This is a genomic window from Actinoplanes sp. NPDC026619 (assembly GCF_040638295.1).
In the GTDB taxonomy this organism is placed as follows: domain Bacteria; phylum Actinomycetota; class Actinomycetes; order Mycobacteriales; family Micromonosporaceae; genus Actinoplanes.
Genome location: NZ_JBEZYA010000015.1, coordinates 189487 through 206071, shown reverse-complemented (window position 1 = coordinate 206071; position 16585 = coordinate 189487). Strand labels below are relative to the sequence as shown.

Annotated in this window: 16 protein-coding genes; 12 read left to right on the top strand and 4 right to left on the bottom strand. The window is 71.3% G+C overall.

The features are described from left to right. The first annotated feature begins 49 nt into the window (after positions 1-49). From AB0E90_RS30125 to AB0E90_RS30100, 6 genes are all read left to right on the top strand, one after another. On the top strand, positions 50-1396 hold the full coding sequence (locus AB0E90_RS30125; protein WP_360413137.1) for a glutamine synthetase family protein: 1347 nt from the start codon (positions 50-52) through the stop codon (positions 1394-1396). Between the two features lie 29 nt (positions 1397-1425). Next, positions 1426-2784, top strand: a complete 1359-nt coding sequence (locus AB0E90_RS30120; RefSeq protein ID WP_360413134.1) for an aldehyde dehydrogenase family protein — start codon at positions 1426-1428, stop codon at positions 2782-2784. After that, the gene (locus AB0E90_RS30115) at positions 2785-3549 is read left to right on the top strand and encodes a 3-oxoacyl-ACP reductase (RefSeq protein WP_360413131.1); all 765 of its coding nucleotides are present in this window, start codon (positions 2785-2787) and stop codon (positions 3547-3549) included. Positions 3550-3772: 223 nt separating this feature from the next. After that, entirely contained in the window at positions 3773-4456 is a 684-nt protein-coding gene (locus tag AB0E90_RS30110) for a gamma-glutamyl-gamma-aminobutyrate hydrolase family protein (protein WP_360413128.1), read from the top strand. Between the two features lie 50 nt (positions 4457-4506). After that, positions 4507-5256 carry a gamma-glutamyl-gamma-aminobutyrate hydrolase family protein gene (locus AB0E90_RS30105; protein ID WP_360413125.1) on the top strand — a complete coding sequence of 250 codons (750 nt, stop codon included), beginning with the start codon at positions 4507-4509 and terminating at the stop codon, positions 5254-5256. 289 nt (positions 5257-5545) lie between these two features. Next, a complete protein-coding gene (locus AB0E90_RS30100) occupies positions 5546-7423 on the top strand; it encodes a SpoIIE family protein phosphatase (RefSeq protein ID WP_360413122.1) in 1878 nt (625 codons plus the stop codon). Positions 7424-7425: 2 nt separating this feature from the next. Here AB0E90_RS30100 and AB0E90_RS30095 read toward each other — a convergent pair whose 3' ends face one another. Next, on the bottom strand, positions 7426-7746 hold the full coding sequence (locus AB0E90_RS30095; RefSeq protein WP_360413119.1) for an STAS domain-containing protein: 321 nt from the start codon (positions 7744-7746) through the stop codon (positions 7426-7428). Between the two features lie 103 nt (positions 7747-7849). Here AB0E90_RS30095 and map point away from each other — a divergent pair, with 103 nt between their 5' ends. Further along, complete coding sequence (map, locus tag AB0E90_RS30090; RefSeq protein ID WP_360413116.1) at positions 7850-8707, top strand: type I methionyl aminopeptidase; 858 nt, start codon at positions 7850-7852, stop codon at positions 8705-8707. Further along, positions 8704-9408 carry a VIT1/CCC1 transporter family protein gene (locus AB0E90_RS30085; RefSeq protein WP_360413113.1) on the top strand — a complete coding sequence of 235 codons (705 nt, stop codon included), beginning with the start codon at positions 8704-8706 and terminating at the stop codon, positions 9406-9408. Before map ends, AB0E90_RS30085 begins: the two co-directional genes overlap by 4 nt. Positions 9409-9499: 91 nt before the next feature. On the opposite strand, the gene AB0E90_RS30080 is transcribed toward AB0E90_RS30085, so the two are convergent. The 3 genes from AB0E90_RS30080 to AB0E90_RS30070 form a co-directional block, all read right to left on the bottom strand. Then, complete coding sequence (locus AB0E90_RS30080) at positions 9500-10207, bottom strand: nucleotidyltransferase domain-containing protein (RefSeq protein ID WP_360413110.1); 708 nt, start codon at positions 10205-10207, stop codon at positions 9500-9502. Between the two features lie 67 nt (positions 10208-10274). Beyond that, positions 10275-10700, bottom strand: a complete 426-nt coding sequence (locus AB0E90_RS30075; protein WP_360413107.1) for a ferritin-like domain-containing protein — start codon at positions 10698-10700, stop codon at positions 10275-10277. Then, complete coding sequence (locus AB0E90_RS30070; RefSeq protein ID WP_360413104.1) at positions 10697-11191, bottom strand: hypothetical protein; 495 nt, start codon at positions 11189-11191, stop codon at positions 10697-10699. The genes AB0E90_RS30075 and AB0E90_RS30070 overlap by 4 nt, the downstream gene beginning before the upstream one ends. Positions 11192-11343: 152 nt before the next feature. On the opposite strand from AB0E90_RS30070, the gene rimP reads away from it, so the two are divergent. From rimP to infB, 4 genes are all read left to right on the top strand, one after another. Beyond that, positions 11344-11958: a ribosome maturation factor RimP gene (gene rimP / locus AB0E90_RS30065; protein ID WP_360413102.1), complete on the top strand. Its 615-nt coding sequence runs from the start codon at positions 11344-11346 to the stop codon at positions 11956-11958. Beyond that, positions 11955-12980 (top strand): transcription termination factor NusA, encoded by a 1026-nt coding sequence (nusA, locus tag AB0E90_RS30060; protein WP_360413100.1) that lies wholly within the window; start codon positions 11955-11957, stop codon positions 12978-12980. Before rimP ends, nusA begins: the two co-directional genes overlap by 4 nt. Continuing rightward, positions 12958-13344 (top strand): YlxR family protein, encoded by a 387-nt coding sequence (locus AB0E90_RS30055; RefSeq protein ID WP_360413379.1) that lies wholly within the window; start codon positions 12958-12960, stop codon positions 13342-13344. The genes nusA and AB0E90_RS30055 overlap by 23 nt, the downstream gene beginning before the upstream one ends. A gap of 106 nt (positions 13345-13450) precedes the next feature. Then, entirely contained in the window at positions 13451-16555 is a 3105-nt protein-coding gene (gene infB, locus AB0E90_RS30050) for a translation initiation factor IF-2 (protein WP_360413097.1), read from the top strand. Positions 16556-16585: the final 30 nt, after the last annotated feature.

Below are 16585 nucleotides of genomic sequence, written 5' to 3'. Positions count from 1 at the left end.
GATAGGGGACGGGCGGCAGCCCGTCCCCTTTCGGGATAGGACTGGTGTCATGGACCTCGAAGAGCTCGACGTCGCCGTCGACAACGGCAGCATCGACACGGTGCTGCTGGCCCTGACCGACATGCAGGGCCGCTTGCAGGGCAAACGCCTGCACGGCCGATACTTCATGGACGAGGTGGTCAGCGGGGGCAGCGAGGGTTGCAACTACCTGCTCGCGGTCGACGTCGACATGAACACCGTGGATGGCTACGAGATGTCGTCGTGGGCCAGCGGCTACGGCGACTTCGTGATGCGGCCCGACTTCGGCTCCCTGCGCAAGGTGCCCTGGCAGCCGGGCACCGCCCTGGTCCTGGCCGATCTGTTCACCACCGGCGGCGACCCGGTCTACGCGTCGCCCCGGCAGATCCTGCAGCGGCAGCTCGATCGGCTGGCCGAGCACGGCCTCACCGCGTACGCCGGCACCGAGCTGGAGTTCGTGCTCTACCGGGACACCTACGAGCAGGCGTTCGAGAAGAACTACCGCGACCTGATCCCCGCAAATCAATACAATGTGGACTATTCGCTCCTCGGCACCGCCCGGGTCGAGCCGTTCCTGCGCCGCATCCGCAACGACATGTACGGCGCCGGCCTGCAACCGGAGAGCGCCAAGGGCGAGTGCAACTTCGGCCAGCACGAGATCGCGTTCCGCTACGCCGACGCGATGAAGGCCGCCGACAACCACGTCATCTACAAGAACGGCGCCAAGGAGATCGCGGCCCAGGAGGGCATGGCGCTCACCTTCATGGCGAAGCCGAACGCCCGCGAGGGCAACTCCTGCCACATCCACTTCTCGCTGCGGGGCGAGGACGGGCGCTCGGCCATGCTCGGCGACGGTCCGGCCCACCTCAGCGAGATCGGGCAGCGGGTCACCGCCGGGCTGCTCGCCACGCTGCGCGAGTTCAGCCTGCTGTTCGCGCCCAACATCAACTCGTACAAGCGCTATCAGGCCGGCTCGTTCGCGCCGACCGCGCTGCGCTGGGGTGTCGACAACCGCACCTGCTCGCTGCGGATGGCCGGGCACGGTCAGGGCATGCGGGTGGAGAACCGGGTGCCGGGCGGCGACGTGAACCCCTACCTGGCGATCGCCGCCCTGGTCGCGGGGGCGCTGCACGGCATCGAGAACGAGTTGGAGCTGGAGCCGGAGTTCACCGGCAACGCCTACGACGACGCCACGGCCGGCCGGGTGCCGAGCACGCTGCGCGAGGCCCAGCAGCTGTGGACCGGCAGCGAGATCGCCGGGGCGGCGTTCGGCGCCGACGTGGTCGGCCACTACGCCAACATGGCCCAGGTCGAGCTGGCCGCGTTCGACGCCGCTGTGACCGATTGGGAACTGCGTCGGGGCTTCGAACGACTCTGATTATGTAAGGATCGCGGCAGGAGGTATGCGTGACAACTGACGTGATCAACCCGTCCACCGGACAGGTATTGACCAGCGTCCCTTCGCTCGGCGTGGCGGAGACGGACGCGGCCATCGAGCGCGCTGCGAAGGCGTTCCCGAGCTGGCGCGCGGTCGCTCCGGGTGACCGGGCGCGGCTGCTGCGCCGCTTCGCGGCGGTGGTCGACGAGCACCTCGAGGAGCTCGCGGCGCTCGAGGTGCGTAACTCCGGGCACACCATCGGCAACGCCCGCTGGGAGGCCGGCAACGTCCGGGACGTCCTCGACTACTACGCCGGGGCGCCCGAGCGGCTGATCGGCAAGCAGATCCCGGTGGCCGGCGGCCTCGACGTCACGTTCCACGAGCCGCTCGGCGTGGTCGGGATCATCGTGCCGTGGAACTTCCCGATGCCGATCGCCGGCTGGGGGTTCGCCCCGGCTCTCGCGGCCGGCAACACGGTCGTGCTCAAGCCGGCCGAGCTCACCCCGCTCACCGCGATCCGGCTCGGCGAGCTGGCGCTGGAGGCGGGCCTCCCGGCCGGCGTGTTCCAGGTCGTGCCGGGCAAGGGCTCGGTGGTCGGCCAGCGGTTCGTCACCCATCCGGCGGTCCGCAAGGTGTGCTTCACCGGCTCCACCGACGTCGGTAAGTCGATCATGGCGGGCTGTGCCGACCAGGTGAAGCGGGTGACACTCGAGCTCGGCGGCAAGAGCGCCAACATCGTCTTCGCCGACGCCGACTTGGCGAAGGCGGCGGCGTCCGCGCCCGCCAGTGTCTTCGACAATGCGGGTCAGGACTGCTGCGCCCGGTCCCGGTTGCTCGTGCAGGAGTCGGTCTACGACAAGTTCCTGGGCCTGCTCGAACCGGCGGTGAAGGCCTTCCGCGTGCTCGAGCCGTCCGACGCCGCGGCCGAGATGGGTCCGTTGATCTCCGCGGCCCACCGGAGCACCGTGGCGTCCTACGTGGACGGCGCCGAGGTCGGATTCGTGGGAAATGCGCCGGAGGGTGACGGCTGGTGGTTCCCGCCGACCGTCCTGCTGGCTCACGGCCCCGACGACCGGCACTGGCGCGAGGAGGTCTTCGGGCCGGTGCTGTCGGTGCTTCCCTTCAAGGACGAGGACGACGCGGTCCGGCTCGCCAACGACACCGAGTACGGCCTGTCCGGCTCGCTCTGGACCCGCGACCTCGGCCGGGCGCTGCGCGTCTCGCGGGCGGTGGAGACCGGCGCGCTCAGCGTCAACAGCCACTCGTCGGTGCGCTATTGGACTCCGTTCGGTGGCATGAAGCAGTCCGGTCTCGGCCGCGAGCTCGGCCCCGACGCGCTGCTCGGCTTCACCGACGTGAAGAACGTGTTCCTTGCGATGGGAGATTAAGTGGAGCGTTTGCAGGACCGGGTCGCCGTGATCACCGGCGCCGGCAGCGGAATCGGTCTGGCCACCGCCCGGCGGTTCGCCGCCGAGGGGGCTCGCGTCATCGCGGTGGACATCTCCGAGGAGTCGGGCAAAGCGATCGCGGACGAGGTCGGCGGCGAGTTCGTGGCGGCCGACGTCTCCGACGAGGAGCAGGTCAAGGCGCTCTTCGACGGGGTGGCCGAGCGGCACGGCCGGGTCGACATCGCCTTCAACAACGCCGGCATCTCGCCGCCCGACGACGACTCGATCCTGGTCACCGGGCTCGACGCCTGGGAACGCGTTCTGAAGGTCAACACGACGAGTGTGTTCTTCTGCTGCAAATACGCGATTCCGCACATGCAGCGACAGGGCAAGGGATCGATCATCAACACCGCGTCGTTCGTGGCCCTGCTCGGCGCCGCCACTTCGCAGATCGCCTACACCGCGAGCAAGGGCGGCGTGCTGGCGATGACCCGCGAGCTGGGCGTGCAGTTCGCCCGCGAGGGCATCCGGATCAACGCGCTGTGCCCCGGCCCGGTGGCAACGCCGCTGCTCATGGACCTTTTCGCGAAGGATCCGGAGCGGGCCGCGCGGCGGCTGGTGCACGTGCCGATGGGCCGGTTCGCCGAGCCGGCCGAGATCGCGGCGGCCGTCGCGTTCCTCGCCAGCGACGACGCCTCGTTCATGACCGCCTCGCAGTTTGTGGTCGACGGCGGCATCACCGGTGCATATGTAACTCCCCTGTGATGTTTCGGCTCACTGTTGCCCGGGGAACGATCTCAAATACGCCCGATGAACCACGTTCGGGCGCAGGGGTCGAATCCCCGCCGGCGCAGGCTCGGATCCCTGTGTAGGTGGGACAGAAGGACCCGGGCGCGGCGTCGCCTCCCTCTCGAGGCGACGCCGCGCACCCCACCTCTCGGGGGACAAAGATTCCCCATTCGAAACACGATCTGACTACGGTGGAGCGATGCGCCCGATCATCGGCATCACCTCGTACGTGGTGCCTGCCACGTGGGGTGTTTGGCATGACTTGACCACGGCGCTGATCCCGAACGACTACGTCGCCGCGGTCGAGCAGGCCGGAGGCCGGGCGGTGCTCATCCCGCCCGACGATCGCGACGCCGACGTGTTACGCGTGCTCGACGGCCTGCTGCTGGCCGGCGGCCCCGACGTCGAGCCGCACCGCTACGGCGCGCGGCCGCAGCCGCTCACCGAGTCCCGCTCGGAGCGCGACGCCGGCGAGTTCCTGCTGGCCGAGGCCGCGCTCGCACGCGACCTGCCGGTCCTGGGCGTCTGCCGGGGCATGCAGGTGCTGGTCGTCGCGGCCGGCGGCACCCTGCACCAGCACCTGCCCGACGTGCTCGGGCACGAACTGCACCGGCCGGCCCCCGGCGTCTACGGCGAGCACGAGGCTCGCTTCGAGGGCGGCAGCATGATCGCCAAGCTGATGGGCGACGACGCCGGCATCCACTGCTACCACCACCAGGGTGTCGCCGACCCCGGCACGCTGACCATCACCGGCCGCACCGAGGACGGCCTCGCCGAAGCCGTGGAAGACCCGGACCGGCGGTTCGTGCTCGGCGTCCAGTGGCACCCGGAAGTCATCCGTGACCGGCGCCTGTTCGGCGCCCTCGTGGAGGCGGCCGGCTAAGGAAGGCGACAACCCCGCCGAAGAATCGAGTCGAGGAGGTACCCACCCCAATGCGCAGGCCCCTGATCGGCATGACCGCTTACGCCCAGCAGGTTCACTACGGCCAGAACGACGTGCTGGCGGGGATGCTCCCGATGACGTACGTGCGGGCCGTGCACGCCACCGGGGGCAGAGCGGTGCTGATCACGCCGGATGATCCGGACATCGACGTGCTCGAGTCGCTGGACGGGATCGTCTTCTCCGGCGGCGGTGACGTCGACCCGGCGCTCTACGGGGCCGAGCGGCACCCGGCGACCGACACCGACGCGGCTCGTGACGCCTCCGAGCTGATCCTGATGCGGGCCGCGCTCGACCGCGATCTCCCGACTCTCGGCGTGTGCCGCGGCATGCAGGTGATGGCCGTGGCCGGCGGGGGCACCCTGCACCAGCACCTGCCCGACCTGATCGGGCACGACCGGCATCGGGCCGCCGCAGGCACCGACCCGCTCGCCGCCGACGCGTCCGCCTACGGGCGGCACGACGTGGTGGTCGAGCCGGGGTCGCGGGCCGGCGAACTGCTCGGCCGTCACCTCGTCGTGAACTCGTTCCATCACCAGGCGGTCGACGACCCGGGCAAGTTCAGCGCGGTCGGCTGGTGCCCCGACGACCGGGTCGTGGAGATCATCGAGAGCCCGAACCACACCTTCGCCCTCGGCGTCCAGTGGCACCCCGAGCGCACCGCCGACCTGCGCGTCTTCGCCGCTCTCGCGGACGCGGCCGCCGCCCGCTCCGGCCTGGGCCGCCCCGCGTACGCGGCCTGAGCAGAGCGGCCGTCAGGCCGGTCCGACATCCGGCCCGGTCGCCCGCGACGGCCGCACCACGCACTCAGCCGGCCGCTGGGGCGGGTTCGGCCATTGCTGCGGTTGGGAACGGCGCCGCCCCGTACGTGAAAGATCTTTGCCGTTGGGTGTGGTGTTACGGTGCAGAACCGAGCGGTCCGGCGTGGCCGTAGACCGATCTGCGGGAGGATTCATGGGCGCTGAACCCGGAAGCGCCCCCGCAAACGACCTTCCTCCCCGCTTGCTTGTCGCGTTTGAGCGTGGTGCGGAAATGGGCCGGCGGATGCGTGAGCTGGACTGGTCGGCCAGTCCGCTCGGGCCGCCGGAGAGCTGGCCCGACGAGCTCGTCTCGGCCGTCGCCACGATGCTCGCCTCGCGGGCGCAGATCGTCATCTTCTTCGGCCCGGAGTATTGCGCGCTGTACAACGACGCCTACATCCCGGCCCTGGGCCGCAAGCATCCCGGCAACCTGGGCCGGCCGGGCCGCGAGATGTGGACCGAGACGTGGACGGTGCTGCAGGAGCTGTTCGACGGGGTGCGGGCGCGGGACACCGCGTTCTTCGCCCCGGACCACCCGTTCTGGCTGGAGCGGCACGGGTTTCTCGAGGAGACGTACTTCGACGTCTCCTACGACCCGATCCGCTCGGCCGCCGGCGTGGTCACCGGGATCTTCTGCATCGTCACCGACACCACCGCCCGGGTGCTCGGCGAGCGCCGCACCCGCACCCTCAGCGCCCGGCTGCGGGCCCTGGTCGACGTGGCCGCCGCGGTCGGCACCGTGCGCACCACCGCCGAGGTGCTCGACGTGGCCGCCCGGCACGTCCAGTCGATGACCGGCGCCGGGCGGGTGGTGGTCACCGCGACCGGCGCGCGGACCGAGGTGGACGGTGGCGGCGACCCGCTGGCCCGGCCGGACGTGCGGATGGCGCTGCCGGACACGGCCGGCGCCACGGTCGGCGAGCTGCGCGTGTGGTCCGGTTCGGACGGTCCGCCCGAACCGGAGGTGCTCACCCAGCTCGCCCGGTTGATCGGGCTGCGGCTCGAGAACGCCCGTCTCTACGAGGCCGAGCACCGCATCGCCAGCACCCTGCAGCACAGTCTGCTGCCGCCGTCGCTGCCCCGGGTGCCCGGCGCCATCGTGGCCAGCCGCTACCTGCCGGGCAGCAGCGAGGCCGAGGTCGGCGGCGACTGGTACGACGTGATCGCCACCCCCGACGACCAGCTGTTCCTGGTGATCGGCGACGTGGTCGGCAAGGGCGTGCAGGCCGCCGCCGGGATGGGGCAGCTGCGCAACGCGCTGCGGGCGTACATCCTCGAGGGCTTCGACTGCGGGGAGGCGCTCACCCGGCTGAACCGGCTGGTCGAGAACCTGGGCCGGCGCCAGTTCGCCACGGTCGTCTGCGTGCGTTTCGACCCGGCGACCGGTCAGTTGCACTACTCGTCGGCCGGCCATCCGCCGCCGATCCTGGTCCGCCCCGGCGGACCGGGCGAGTTCCTCTACCGCAGCGCCCTCGGCCCGCCGATCGGCGCGCTGGCCGTGGCCGACTATCCGACCGTCGAGGCCACCCTGGCTCCGGGCAGCCGGTTGCTGCTCTACACCGACGGCCTGGTCGAGGACCGCCGGATCGGCATCGACACCGGCCTCGAGCAGCTGGTCGAGGACGCCGCGAAACCGGCCGATCACGTCGAGGAACTGCTCGACGCGCTGCTGGCCAAGGCCGCCCGGCGCCCCCGGCGCGACGACATCGCGCTGCTCGCGTTGCAGGCCACCGAGCCGCGCGAGTTCGTGCTGCGGCTGCCGGCCGACCCGAACCGGCTCAGCGTGCTGCGCCGTCGCCTGGACGATTTCCTCACCGGGCACGGGGTGCCCGAGGCCGACGTGTTCGACCTCACCGTGGCGGTCTCCGAGGCCGCGGCCAACGCGATCGAGCACCCGATCGACCCGGCCGAACCGCAGATCACCATCGAGGCGGCGATCGACGACCACGCGGTGGTGGTCAGCGTGCACGATTCCGGGCGCTGGCGGCCGAGCTCGTCGGGCGGCTTCCGCGGCCGAGGTCTGGCCCTGATCGGCGCCCTGACCGAGCTGTCGGTGGCCCGCAGCGACGGTGGCACGTCGGTGACGCTGCGCCGACCCCTTACCCGCTGAGCTCAGTTCTCGCTGAGCCAGGGCTGGCCGGCCAGCCCGGAGATCTCCAGCACCCGGCGCACCTGGGACGACGGCAGCACGGTCAGCTCGCTGCCGTAACGCTCGGCGAGCCGCATCACGGCGTGGATGGCGGCCGAGTCGAAGAACGTGACCTCGCGCAGGTCGAGGGTCGCGGCGGAGGCGCCGTCCGTCGTCGCGGCGCGCACCATCGTGTCGGCGGTCAGCATGTCGACCTCGCCGGTCACGGTCACCACGGCCCGGCCGTCGGCCATCGCGACGGTGGCCGAGAAGTTCGGGTCCGGACCCTCTTGATCCACGAACATACGATTTCACAGCCGTGGAAGGGCAGCAAGAACCGGCCGAAGAGGTTCAGCCGAGCCGTTATGGTGCGGCCGGCGGCGAGGCATCCGACGATAGGCTGGACGTATGACCGTGCGCGCCCCCGTGGCGCCGGGAAAGCAATCGCCCTGGCGGGCGGTCCCGGCGCAGATTGTCCGTCCTGAGTACGTGGGCAAGAAACGCCCGAAAGAGTGGCGCGGTTCCCACGTGCAGACCGCCGAGACCATCGAGAAGATGCGGATCGCCGGGCGGATAGCGGCGCAGGCCACCCAGCTCGCCGGCGAGCACTGCAAGCCCGGCGTCACCACCGACGAGATCGACCGGGTGGTGCACGAGTTCATCTGCGACAACGGGGCCTACCCGTCGACGCTGGGTTACAAGGGTTTCCCGAAATCGTCGTGCACGTCCCTCAACGAGGTGATCTGCCACGGCATCCCCGACTCGACCGTGCTCGAGGACGGCGACATCATCAACGTCGACGTCACCGCCTTCATCAACGGCGTGCACGGCGACACCGACGCCACGTTCTGCGTGGGCGAGGTCAGCGAAGAGGCGCGCCTGCTGGTCGAGCGCACCCACGAGGCGATGATGCGGGGCATCCGCGCGGTCGCCCCCGGCCGCCCGATCAACGCGATCGGCCGGGTCATCGAGGCCTACGCGCGCCGGTTCGGCTACGGCGTGGTCCGCGACTTCACCGGCCACGGCATCCACGAGACCTTCCACTCGGGGCTGTACATCCCGCACTACGACAACCCGCGCCTCGACACGGTGATGGAACCGGGCATGACCTTCACCATCGAGCCGATGATCACCCTGGGCACCCACGAGTACGACATGTGGGCCGACGGCTGGACCGTCGTCACGAAAGACCGCAAGTGGACCGCCCAGTTCGAGCACACCCTGGTGGTGACCGAGGACGGCGTCGAGATCCTCACCCTTCCGTGACCGCGACGCCGGTCGCCGAGCATCACCACGCTGATGTCTCCGGCGGCTGGCTGCGGGCGGCGACGTTCGGCGCGATGGATGGCCTGGTCACCAACATCGCGCTGATCGCCGGGGTGGGCGGCGGCGGGGCCGGCCACCACACCCTGATCCTGACCGGGGTGGCCGGCCTGGTGGCCGGCGCGATCTCGATGGGCCTGGGCGAATACACCAGCGTCCGCACGCAGAACGACCAGGTCAGCGCGGAGCTGGCCAAGGAACGGCACGAGCTCGAGGTCAACCCGGACGGCGAGGCGGCCGAGCTGGCCGCCGCGTGGACCGCCCGGGGCCTCCCGGTCGAGCTGGCCGAACAGGTGGCCGCGATCCTGCGCGACAACCCGGAGCAGGCGTTACGGGTGCACGCTCAGGAGGAGCTGGGGGTCGTTCCCGACGAGCTGCCGAGTCCGTGGATCGCGGCGTCCTCGTCGTTCGTCTGCTTCTCGATCGGCGCCCTGTTTCCCCTACTCACCTACCTTTTCGGGAGCGACAGTCTGTGGCTCGCGCTCGGGGTGGGCGGGCTCGGTCTCTTCGCCGCCGGCGCCGTCGTGGCCGGCTTCACGGCCAAACCGTGGTGGTCCAGCGGCCTGCGCCAGCTTGCGCTGGGCGGCCTCGCGGCCGCGATCACCTATGCCATCGGTGCGTTGATCGGCGTCGGCATTTCTTGAGTACGCGGTCTCACCCCACCCGCCCAGCGTGGGCCGCCCACGCCTCCCGCGTGCGTCGTGCTTGCGCTGGGCTTCGCCGGTCACGCTGCGGTCACTCGAAAAGCGCGGCGAGATCTCCGTCCACCGGGCGGCCCCGGGCGGCCAGCTCCTCGGCGTGCCCCTTGAGCACGGCGCCCAGCTCCTGCATGTCGGCGCCGGCCACCCCGGTGCGTTTCACCGCGTCGGCCGCGTTGCGGAAATAGGTGCGGGTCAGCAGGCCGGTCACCAGCGCCGCGTGCAGCCGGGCCTCGGCGATCAGCACCAGGGCGGAATCGGTGTCGTACCACTCGGCCAGCCGGACCGCCCGGCCGTGCGCGGCCGCGGCGAGCGACCAGTTGTGCCGGGCCAGCGTGCTGAACTCGGGCGGCCGCGCCTCGGCCAGCCGGGCCAGGTGGGTGTCGCGCAACCGGCCGAACCAGCCGCGCGGGTCGTGCAGCGGCCGGGTGGTCAGATAGCGATCGGCGTCCAGCGGCCAGCGCGAGGTCAGCTCCCGGGCCCGGCGCAACCCGTCGTCGCCGGCGATCACCTCGAGGTCGACCAGTGTGCCGTCGACCCGGCGCAGCGCCGGTTTCGGGCCGGCCCCCGCGCGGTAGGTCACGATCAGCAGGTTGACGTCGCTGCCCTCGCGGTCGTCGCCATGGGCGAGCGAGCCGTGTAACCCGATCGCCTGAACCTCGGCCGACCATCGTCGTTCGATGACGTCATGCAGACGCATGGCCAGCCGCCCCCGCGGCGTGGTGACGTCGATCTCCTCGAGCACCCCGTCATTCTCGGCTATCCCCGTTTCTACGGAAGGTGACCGACGCGGAGCACGGAAACGGACAAAATTACGTGGCTTGGCCGGGGAACGCCATGGTCAGCGGGGTGACCGCGGCCAGTCGACGCCAGCGGCAGGCGCGCACGGCCGCGTCGGTCATCGCGGCCAGCGCGGTCGTCCGGTCGGCATCCCTGGTCGCGCCGAGCACCGGTCGCCAGGACTGGGCCACCCCGTCCTCGATGCGGATGGCGAGCTCCAGCGCCTTGGCCCGGTCGGTCACCGGGAAGGGCAGCTCGTAGCCGGCCGGCGCCGGGCCGGTGCTCGCGTTCCCCTCGGCGATCTTGCTGACCAGCCAGTCCCGTCGTTCCCGATGCTCCAGCTCGGCCGCGCGGGCCTCGGTCACCTCGGCCTTGACCGCCAGCTTCACGCCGATCACGCCGTACGCGTAGATGGCCGCCTCCTCGGCGCTCAGCGCGCCCGCGAGCTGCGCGTTCACCGCAGCGCCTCGACGTGGGTGGCCCGGCAGGCGGCGATCGAACCGACCAGACCGGCCCGCAGCTCGGTCGTCGTCGCGCAGGCCGTCACCGCGCTCTTCATCGCGGTCTGTTCCGCGGCCCGCAGACCGGCGAGGGCCGCGGCCGGGTCGGTGGCCGGCGCGCTCGGCGCGGCCGCGGCCGATGCGGAGGCGACCGGGGTGCGGCCGATGACGCGGGCCAGCTCGGCGGCGTGTGCCCGGTGGTCCTCGGCCAGCGGGGTGATCCGGGCGGCGAGAGCGGGCAGGCTCACGGCCGCCCGGTCGTAGGCGGCGGCCAGCGCGAGCGCCTCGTCGGCCAGGGGCTGCAGCGGGTCGGGCGCGGGCGGCGGCCCGTCGTCGTAGTGGTCGAGAAGCCCGCACCCGCCCAGGACGGTGAGGCTCAGACCGGCCCCCAGCACCCGTCGCCGGGTGTGTCCGGTATCGCTCTTTCGCACCGCGCAAGTCAACACCATCGGATTCGCCCGATGGCCCGGGGATCGTGCCGAATCGGTGCGCCGGGGGACGCCTCTATCGCCCCGCGCGTTACGCTCTGCATCAGCCGCGGGGCTCAGCGCCCGGCGGCCGAGAGTGCTTTCCTCCGAAAACTAGTGAAAGGTCGAGCCCGATGACGCAGCGTGGTCGCGCCGGCGCCCGGCCTGGCAGCCGTCCCGGCGCCCGCCGGACCCGTGACGAGGCGGAGCAGCGACCCCCCGCGGCTCCGCGCATCGATCTCGTGGCCGCGAAGGCCCGGGTGCACGCGGTGATCGAGCCGGTGGTGGAAAAAGCCGGTTATTTCCTCGAGGACGTGAGCGTGTCCCGGGCCGGCAAGCGGCACGTGGTGCGGGTCCTGGTGGACACCGACCGAGGCATCAACCTGGACGACGTGGCCGTCGTCTCGCGGGAGATCTCGGCGGCGCTCGACGCGGCCGAGGAATCCGGCAGCGAGCTGCTGGCCGGGGAATACCAGTTGGAGGTCGGTTCCCCGGGGGTGGACCGGCCGCTGACCCTGCCGCGGCACTGGCGGCGCAACCGTGGCCGGCTGGTCGCGGTCAACGGACTGACCGGCCGGGTGGTCGAGGTGGACGACGCGGGCGTCGTCCTGGACGTCGACGGCGTGACCCGGTCACTGACTTTTGCCGAGCTCGGCGCCGGGCGTGTGCAGATCGAGTTCAAGCGACTCGACGAGGCCGATTTCGGCGATGAAGACGACGACGAAGAGGATGGGGAGGGCGGGGAGTGAACATCGACCTCACGGCGCTGCGCGCGCTGGAGCGCGAGCGGGAGATCCCGTTCGACACGATCCTCGCGGCCATTGAGACCGCGCTGCTGACCGCCTACCGGCACACCGAGGGCGCGGAGAGTCACGCCCGGGTGGAGATCGACCGCAAGTCCGGCGTTGCCTCGGTGCTCGCGCAGGAGACCGACGCGGACGGCACCGTGGTGCGGGAGTGGGACGACACCCCGCACGACTTCGGCCGCATCGCCGCCATGACCGCCAAGCAGGTGATCCTGCAGCGCCTCCGGGAGGCGACCGACGAGCAGCACTTCGGCGAGTACGCCGGGCGTGACGGTGACCTGATCACCGGCATCGTGCAGGCCGACGCCGCGCGGGCCGAGAAGGGCATCGTGACGGTCGACCTCGGCAAGATCGAGGCGGTCCTCCCGCAGTCCGAGCAGGTCCCCGGCGAGTCGTACAACCACGGGACGCGCATCCGGGCGATCGTGGTGCACGTGGCCAAGGGCTTCCGCGGCCCGCAGGTCACCCTGTCCCGCTCGCACCCGGCCCTGGTCAAGAAGCTGTTCGCGCTTGAGGTCCCGGAGATCGCCGACGGCACCGTCGAGATCGCCGCGATCGCGCGTGAGGCAGGTCACCGCACCAAGATCGCGGTGCACTCGACCGTGCAGGGCGTCAACGCGAAGGGCGCCTGCATCGGCCCGATGGGCCAGCGCGTGCGGGCCGTGATGAGCGAGCTGCACGGCGAGAAGATCGACATCATCGACTGGTCGGAGGACCCGGCCCAGTTCGTCGGCAACGCCCTTTCACCCGCGAAAGCCCTGCGTGTGGAGGTGGTCGACGCCGCTACCCGCACCGCCCGGGTGACCGTCCCCGACTTCCAGTTGTCGCTGGCGATCGGACGGGAGGGGCAGAATGCCCGGCTGGCGGCGCGCCTGACCGGCTGGCGGATCGACATCCGCCCGGACAACGAGCCGGCTGAACGCCCGGCGAGTGCGGATCGTGATGCGGCCGAGGCGGGAAGCTGACCGGATACGCGGGCGGCATCCGCGAGGGGTAGACTTTTCAACGGCCGGTCCGACGCGCACCTGTGTCGGGTGCCGCGAACGTGCGTCGGCCACCCAGTTAGTTAGGTTCGTTCTGGTCGATGACGAGGTTAATCCTCGTTTTCAGCCTGATCCGAGCCGCCGACTGCCGGGTCGGGGAGCGCATCTGCATCCTGATCCGGCTTGCTTCGCGATAGCGGAGCGGCGCCGGGCCTTCGGGCGGGCGCTGCGATTCACCGGTGTTGCTGACACCGGTCCGCTTGCCGAGCACATCCGTTCGGTCTCCATGCCGCGCGGAACGACCGATGATCCGGCCTCCCAGCCGGATCACGACCCAGCAAGGTAGGACGACCCAGATGAGCACACGATGAAGTCCCTGAAATGAACAGGCTTCTAGTGCACGAGTGAGGTCGTTGCGGGTGCGCTCGCACGACCTCGAAGTGAGGAGTGCAGTGCCAGGTAAGGCCCGCGTACACGAGCTCGCGAAGGAGCTCGGGGTCGACAGCAAGACCGTTCTCGCCAAGCTCAAAGAGATGGGCGAGTTCGTCAAATCCGCTTCAAGCACGGTCGAGGCCCCAGTGGCCCGGCGGCTGCGTGGTGCCCTCGAGGCAGGTTCCGCTCCGGCGGCGTCCGCCCCGTCCGCATCCGGCGCCTCCGCGCCCTCCGCCGTTCGGCCGGGCCCGCCCAACAGCGTGCGGCCGCAGCCGCCGCGCCGCCCCGCCGCACCCGCGTCGGAGGCACCCAGCGCACCGAGTGCGCCCAGCCTTCTTCCCAGCGCACCGACCTCCCCGGCCCCGTCGCCGGGTGCGTTCGTGCGTCCCAAGCCGCCGGCCGGCCGCCCGGGCCCCACGCCCGGTCCGGTTGCCAAGCCGGCGAGTGCTCACGACATCGAGGTGGCGGCCGCCGAGGCGCGCGCCTCGGCGCTCAAGGCCGAGCAGGAAGCCGCGGTCAAGGCCGCGCAGGCTGCTCGTACCCGGGACGCCGAGCGTCGGGCCCAGCAGCCGGCGGACAGCCGTCCGACCGGCCCCGGCGCCGGCCCTCGTCCCGGCCCCGGTGCGGTTCCGCCGCGTCCCGGTTCGCCGGCCGCCGGTCGGCCCGGTGCCCCGGGCGCTCCCGGTGGCCCGCGTCCGGGTCCTGCCGGTGGCGCTGCGCGCCCGCCGGCGCGTGGTCCCGGTAACAACCCGTTCGGTGTCTCCGGCGGCGCAGCGGCTCGGCCCACGCCGGGTGCGATGCCGCGTCCCAACCAGCCCGGCATGCCGCCGCGGCCGAGCCCGGCGTCCATGCCGCCGCGGCCCAGCCCCGCGTCCATGCCTGCGCAGCGTCCCGGTCGTCCGGCCGGCCCCGGTGGCGGCGCAGGCCGTCCTGGTGGCGGTCCCGGCGGTGGTCGTGGCGGTCCCGGCGGTGGCGGTGGCGGTTTCCGTCCCGGTGGTGGCGGCGGCGGCGCCGGTGGCGGTTTCCGTCCCGGTGGTGGCGGTGGCGCCGGTGGCGGTGGCTACCGTGGCGGTCCCGGCGGCGGTGGCGGCGGTGGCGGTGGCTACCGCGGCGGTCCCGGTGGCGGCACGGGTGGTCCGGTCGGTGCCGGCGCTCCGGGTCGTCCCGGTGGTGGCGGTCGTGGTCGTGGCGGCGGTGCCGCGGGTGCCTTCGGGCGTCCGGGTGGCCGGCCGACACGTGGCCGCAAGTCGAAGAAGCAGCGTCGTCAAGAGTTCGACAACCTGTCGGCTCCGGCCATGAGCTCGGGCGCGCCCCGCGGCAACGGCCAGGAGATCAGGCTGTCCCGTGGCGCGTCGCTCTCCGACTTCGCCGACAAGATCAACGCGAACCCCGGCTCGCTGGTCCAGGAGATGTTCAACCTGGGCGAGATGGTGACGGCGACGCAGTCGTGTTCCGACGACACGTTGCTGCTGCTCGGCGAGCACCTGGGCTTCGACGTGCAGATCGTCAGTCCGGAAGATGAGGACCGCGCCCTGCTGGCGCAGTTCAACATCGACCTCGACGCTGCCGTGGACGAAGACCGGCTGGTCACGCGGCCGCCGGTGGTGACCGTCATGGGTCACGTCGACCACGGTAAGACGAAGCTGCTCGACGCGATCCGCAAGACCAACGTGGTCGCCGGCGAGGCGGGTGGCATCACCCAGCACATCGGCGCCTACCAGGTCGTCGTCCCGCACCAGGGCCAAGAGCGGGCGATCACGTTCCTGGACACCCCGGGTCACGAGGCGTTCACCGCCATGCGTGCTCGTGGCGCCCAGGTGACCGACATCGTGATCCTGGTGGTCGCGGCGGACGACGGCGTCATGCCCCAGACGGTGGAGGCGTTGAACCACGCCAAGGCCGCTGAGGTGCCGATCGTGGTCGCGGTCAACAAGGTCGACAAGCCCGACGCCAACCCGGACAAGGTGCGTCAGCAGTTGACCGACTACGGCCTGCTCGCCGAGGAGTACGGCGGCGACACGATGTTCGTCAACGTGGCGGCCAAGCCGGGCACCGGCATCGACGAGCTGCTCGAGGCGGTCCTCCTGACCGCCGACGCGTCGCTGGAGCTGACCGCTCCGACCGACGGGCCGGCCCAGGGTGTCGTCGTCGAGTCGCACCTCGACAAGGGCCGTGGCGCCCTGGCGACGGTGCTGGTGCAGAAGGGCACGCTGCGGGCCGGCGACTCGATCGTGGCGGGCGGCGCGCACGGTCGCGTCCGCGCCATGCTCGACGAGAACGGCAACACCGTGGCCGAGGCCGAGCCTGCTCGTCCGGTCCTGGTGCTGGGTCTGACCTCGGTGCCGGGCGCGGGCGACACGTTCCTCGCGGCTGAGGACGACCGGACCGTGCGGCAGATTGCCGAGCAGCGGCAGGCACGCCGCCGCGCGGCGAGCTTCGCCAACTCGCGGAGCCGGGCAACTCTCGAGACGCTCATGGAGCAGCTCAAGGAGGGCGAGAAGACCTCGCTCACCCTGGTCATCAAGGGCGACTCGTCCGGTTCGGTCGAGGCCCTCGAGGACGCGCTGTTCAAGATCGAGATTCCGGACGAGATCCAGCTCAAGGTCATCCACCGCGGTGTCGGTGCGATCACCGAGAGCGACGTCAACCTGGCGTCGGCCTCGTCGGACTCGACCGCGACGATCATCGGCTTCAACGTCCGGGCCTCGAACAAGGTCAAGGACATGGCCGACCGGGCGAACGTGGAGATCCGCTACTACAGCGTCATCTACCAGGCCATCGAGGAGATCGAGGCCGCGCTCAAGGGCCTGCTCAAGCCGGAGTACGAGGAGGTCGAGCTGGGCACCGCGGAGATCCGCGAGGTCTTCCGCTCGTCCAAGATCGGTCTCATCGCCGGCTGTATGGTCCGCACCGGTCTCCTCCGCCGCAACGCCAAGGCCCGCATCCTGCGGGACGGCACCGTGGTGGCGGACAACGTCACGATCAGCTCGCTGCGCCGCTTCAAGGACGACGCCACCGAGGTCCGCGAGGGCTTCGAGTGTGGTCTGACGCTGAGCGGTTTCGGCAGCCCGCAGACCGGCGACATCATCGAGACCTTCGAGATGCGCGAAAAGCCCCGCGCGTAAGGGCTTCGAGTCAGAGGAAGGCCCCCGGCG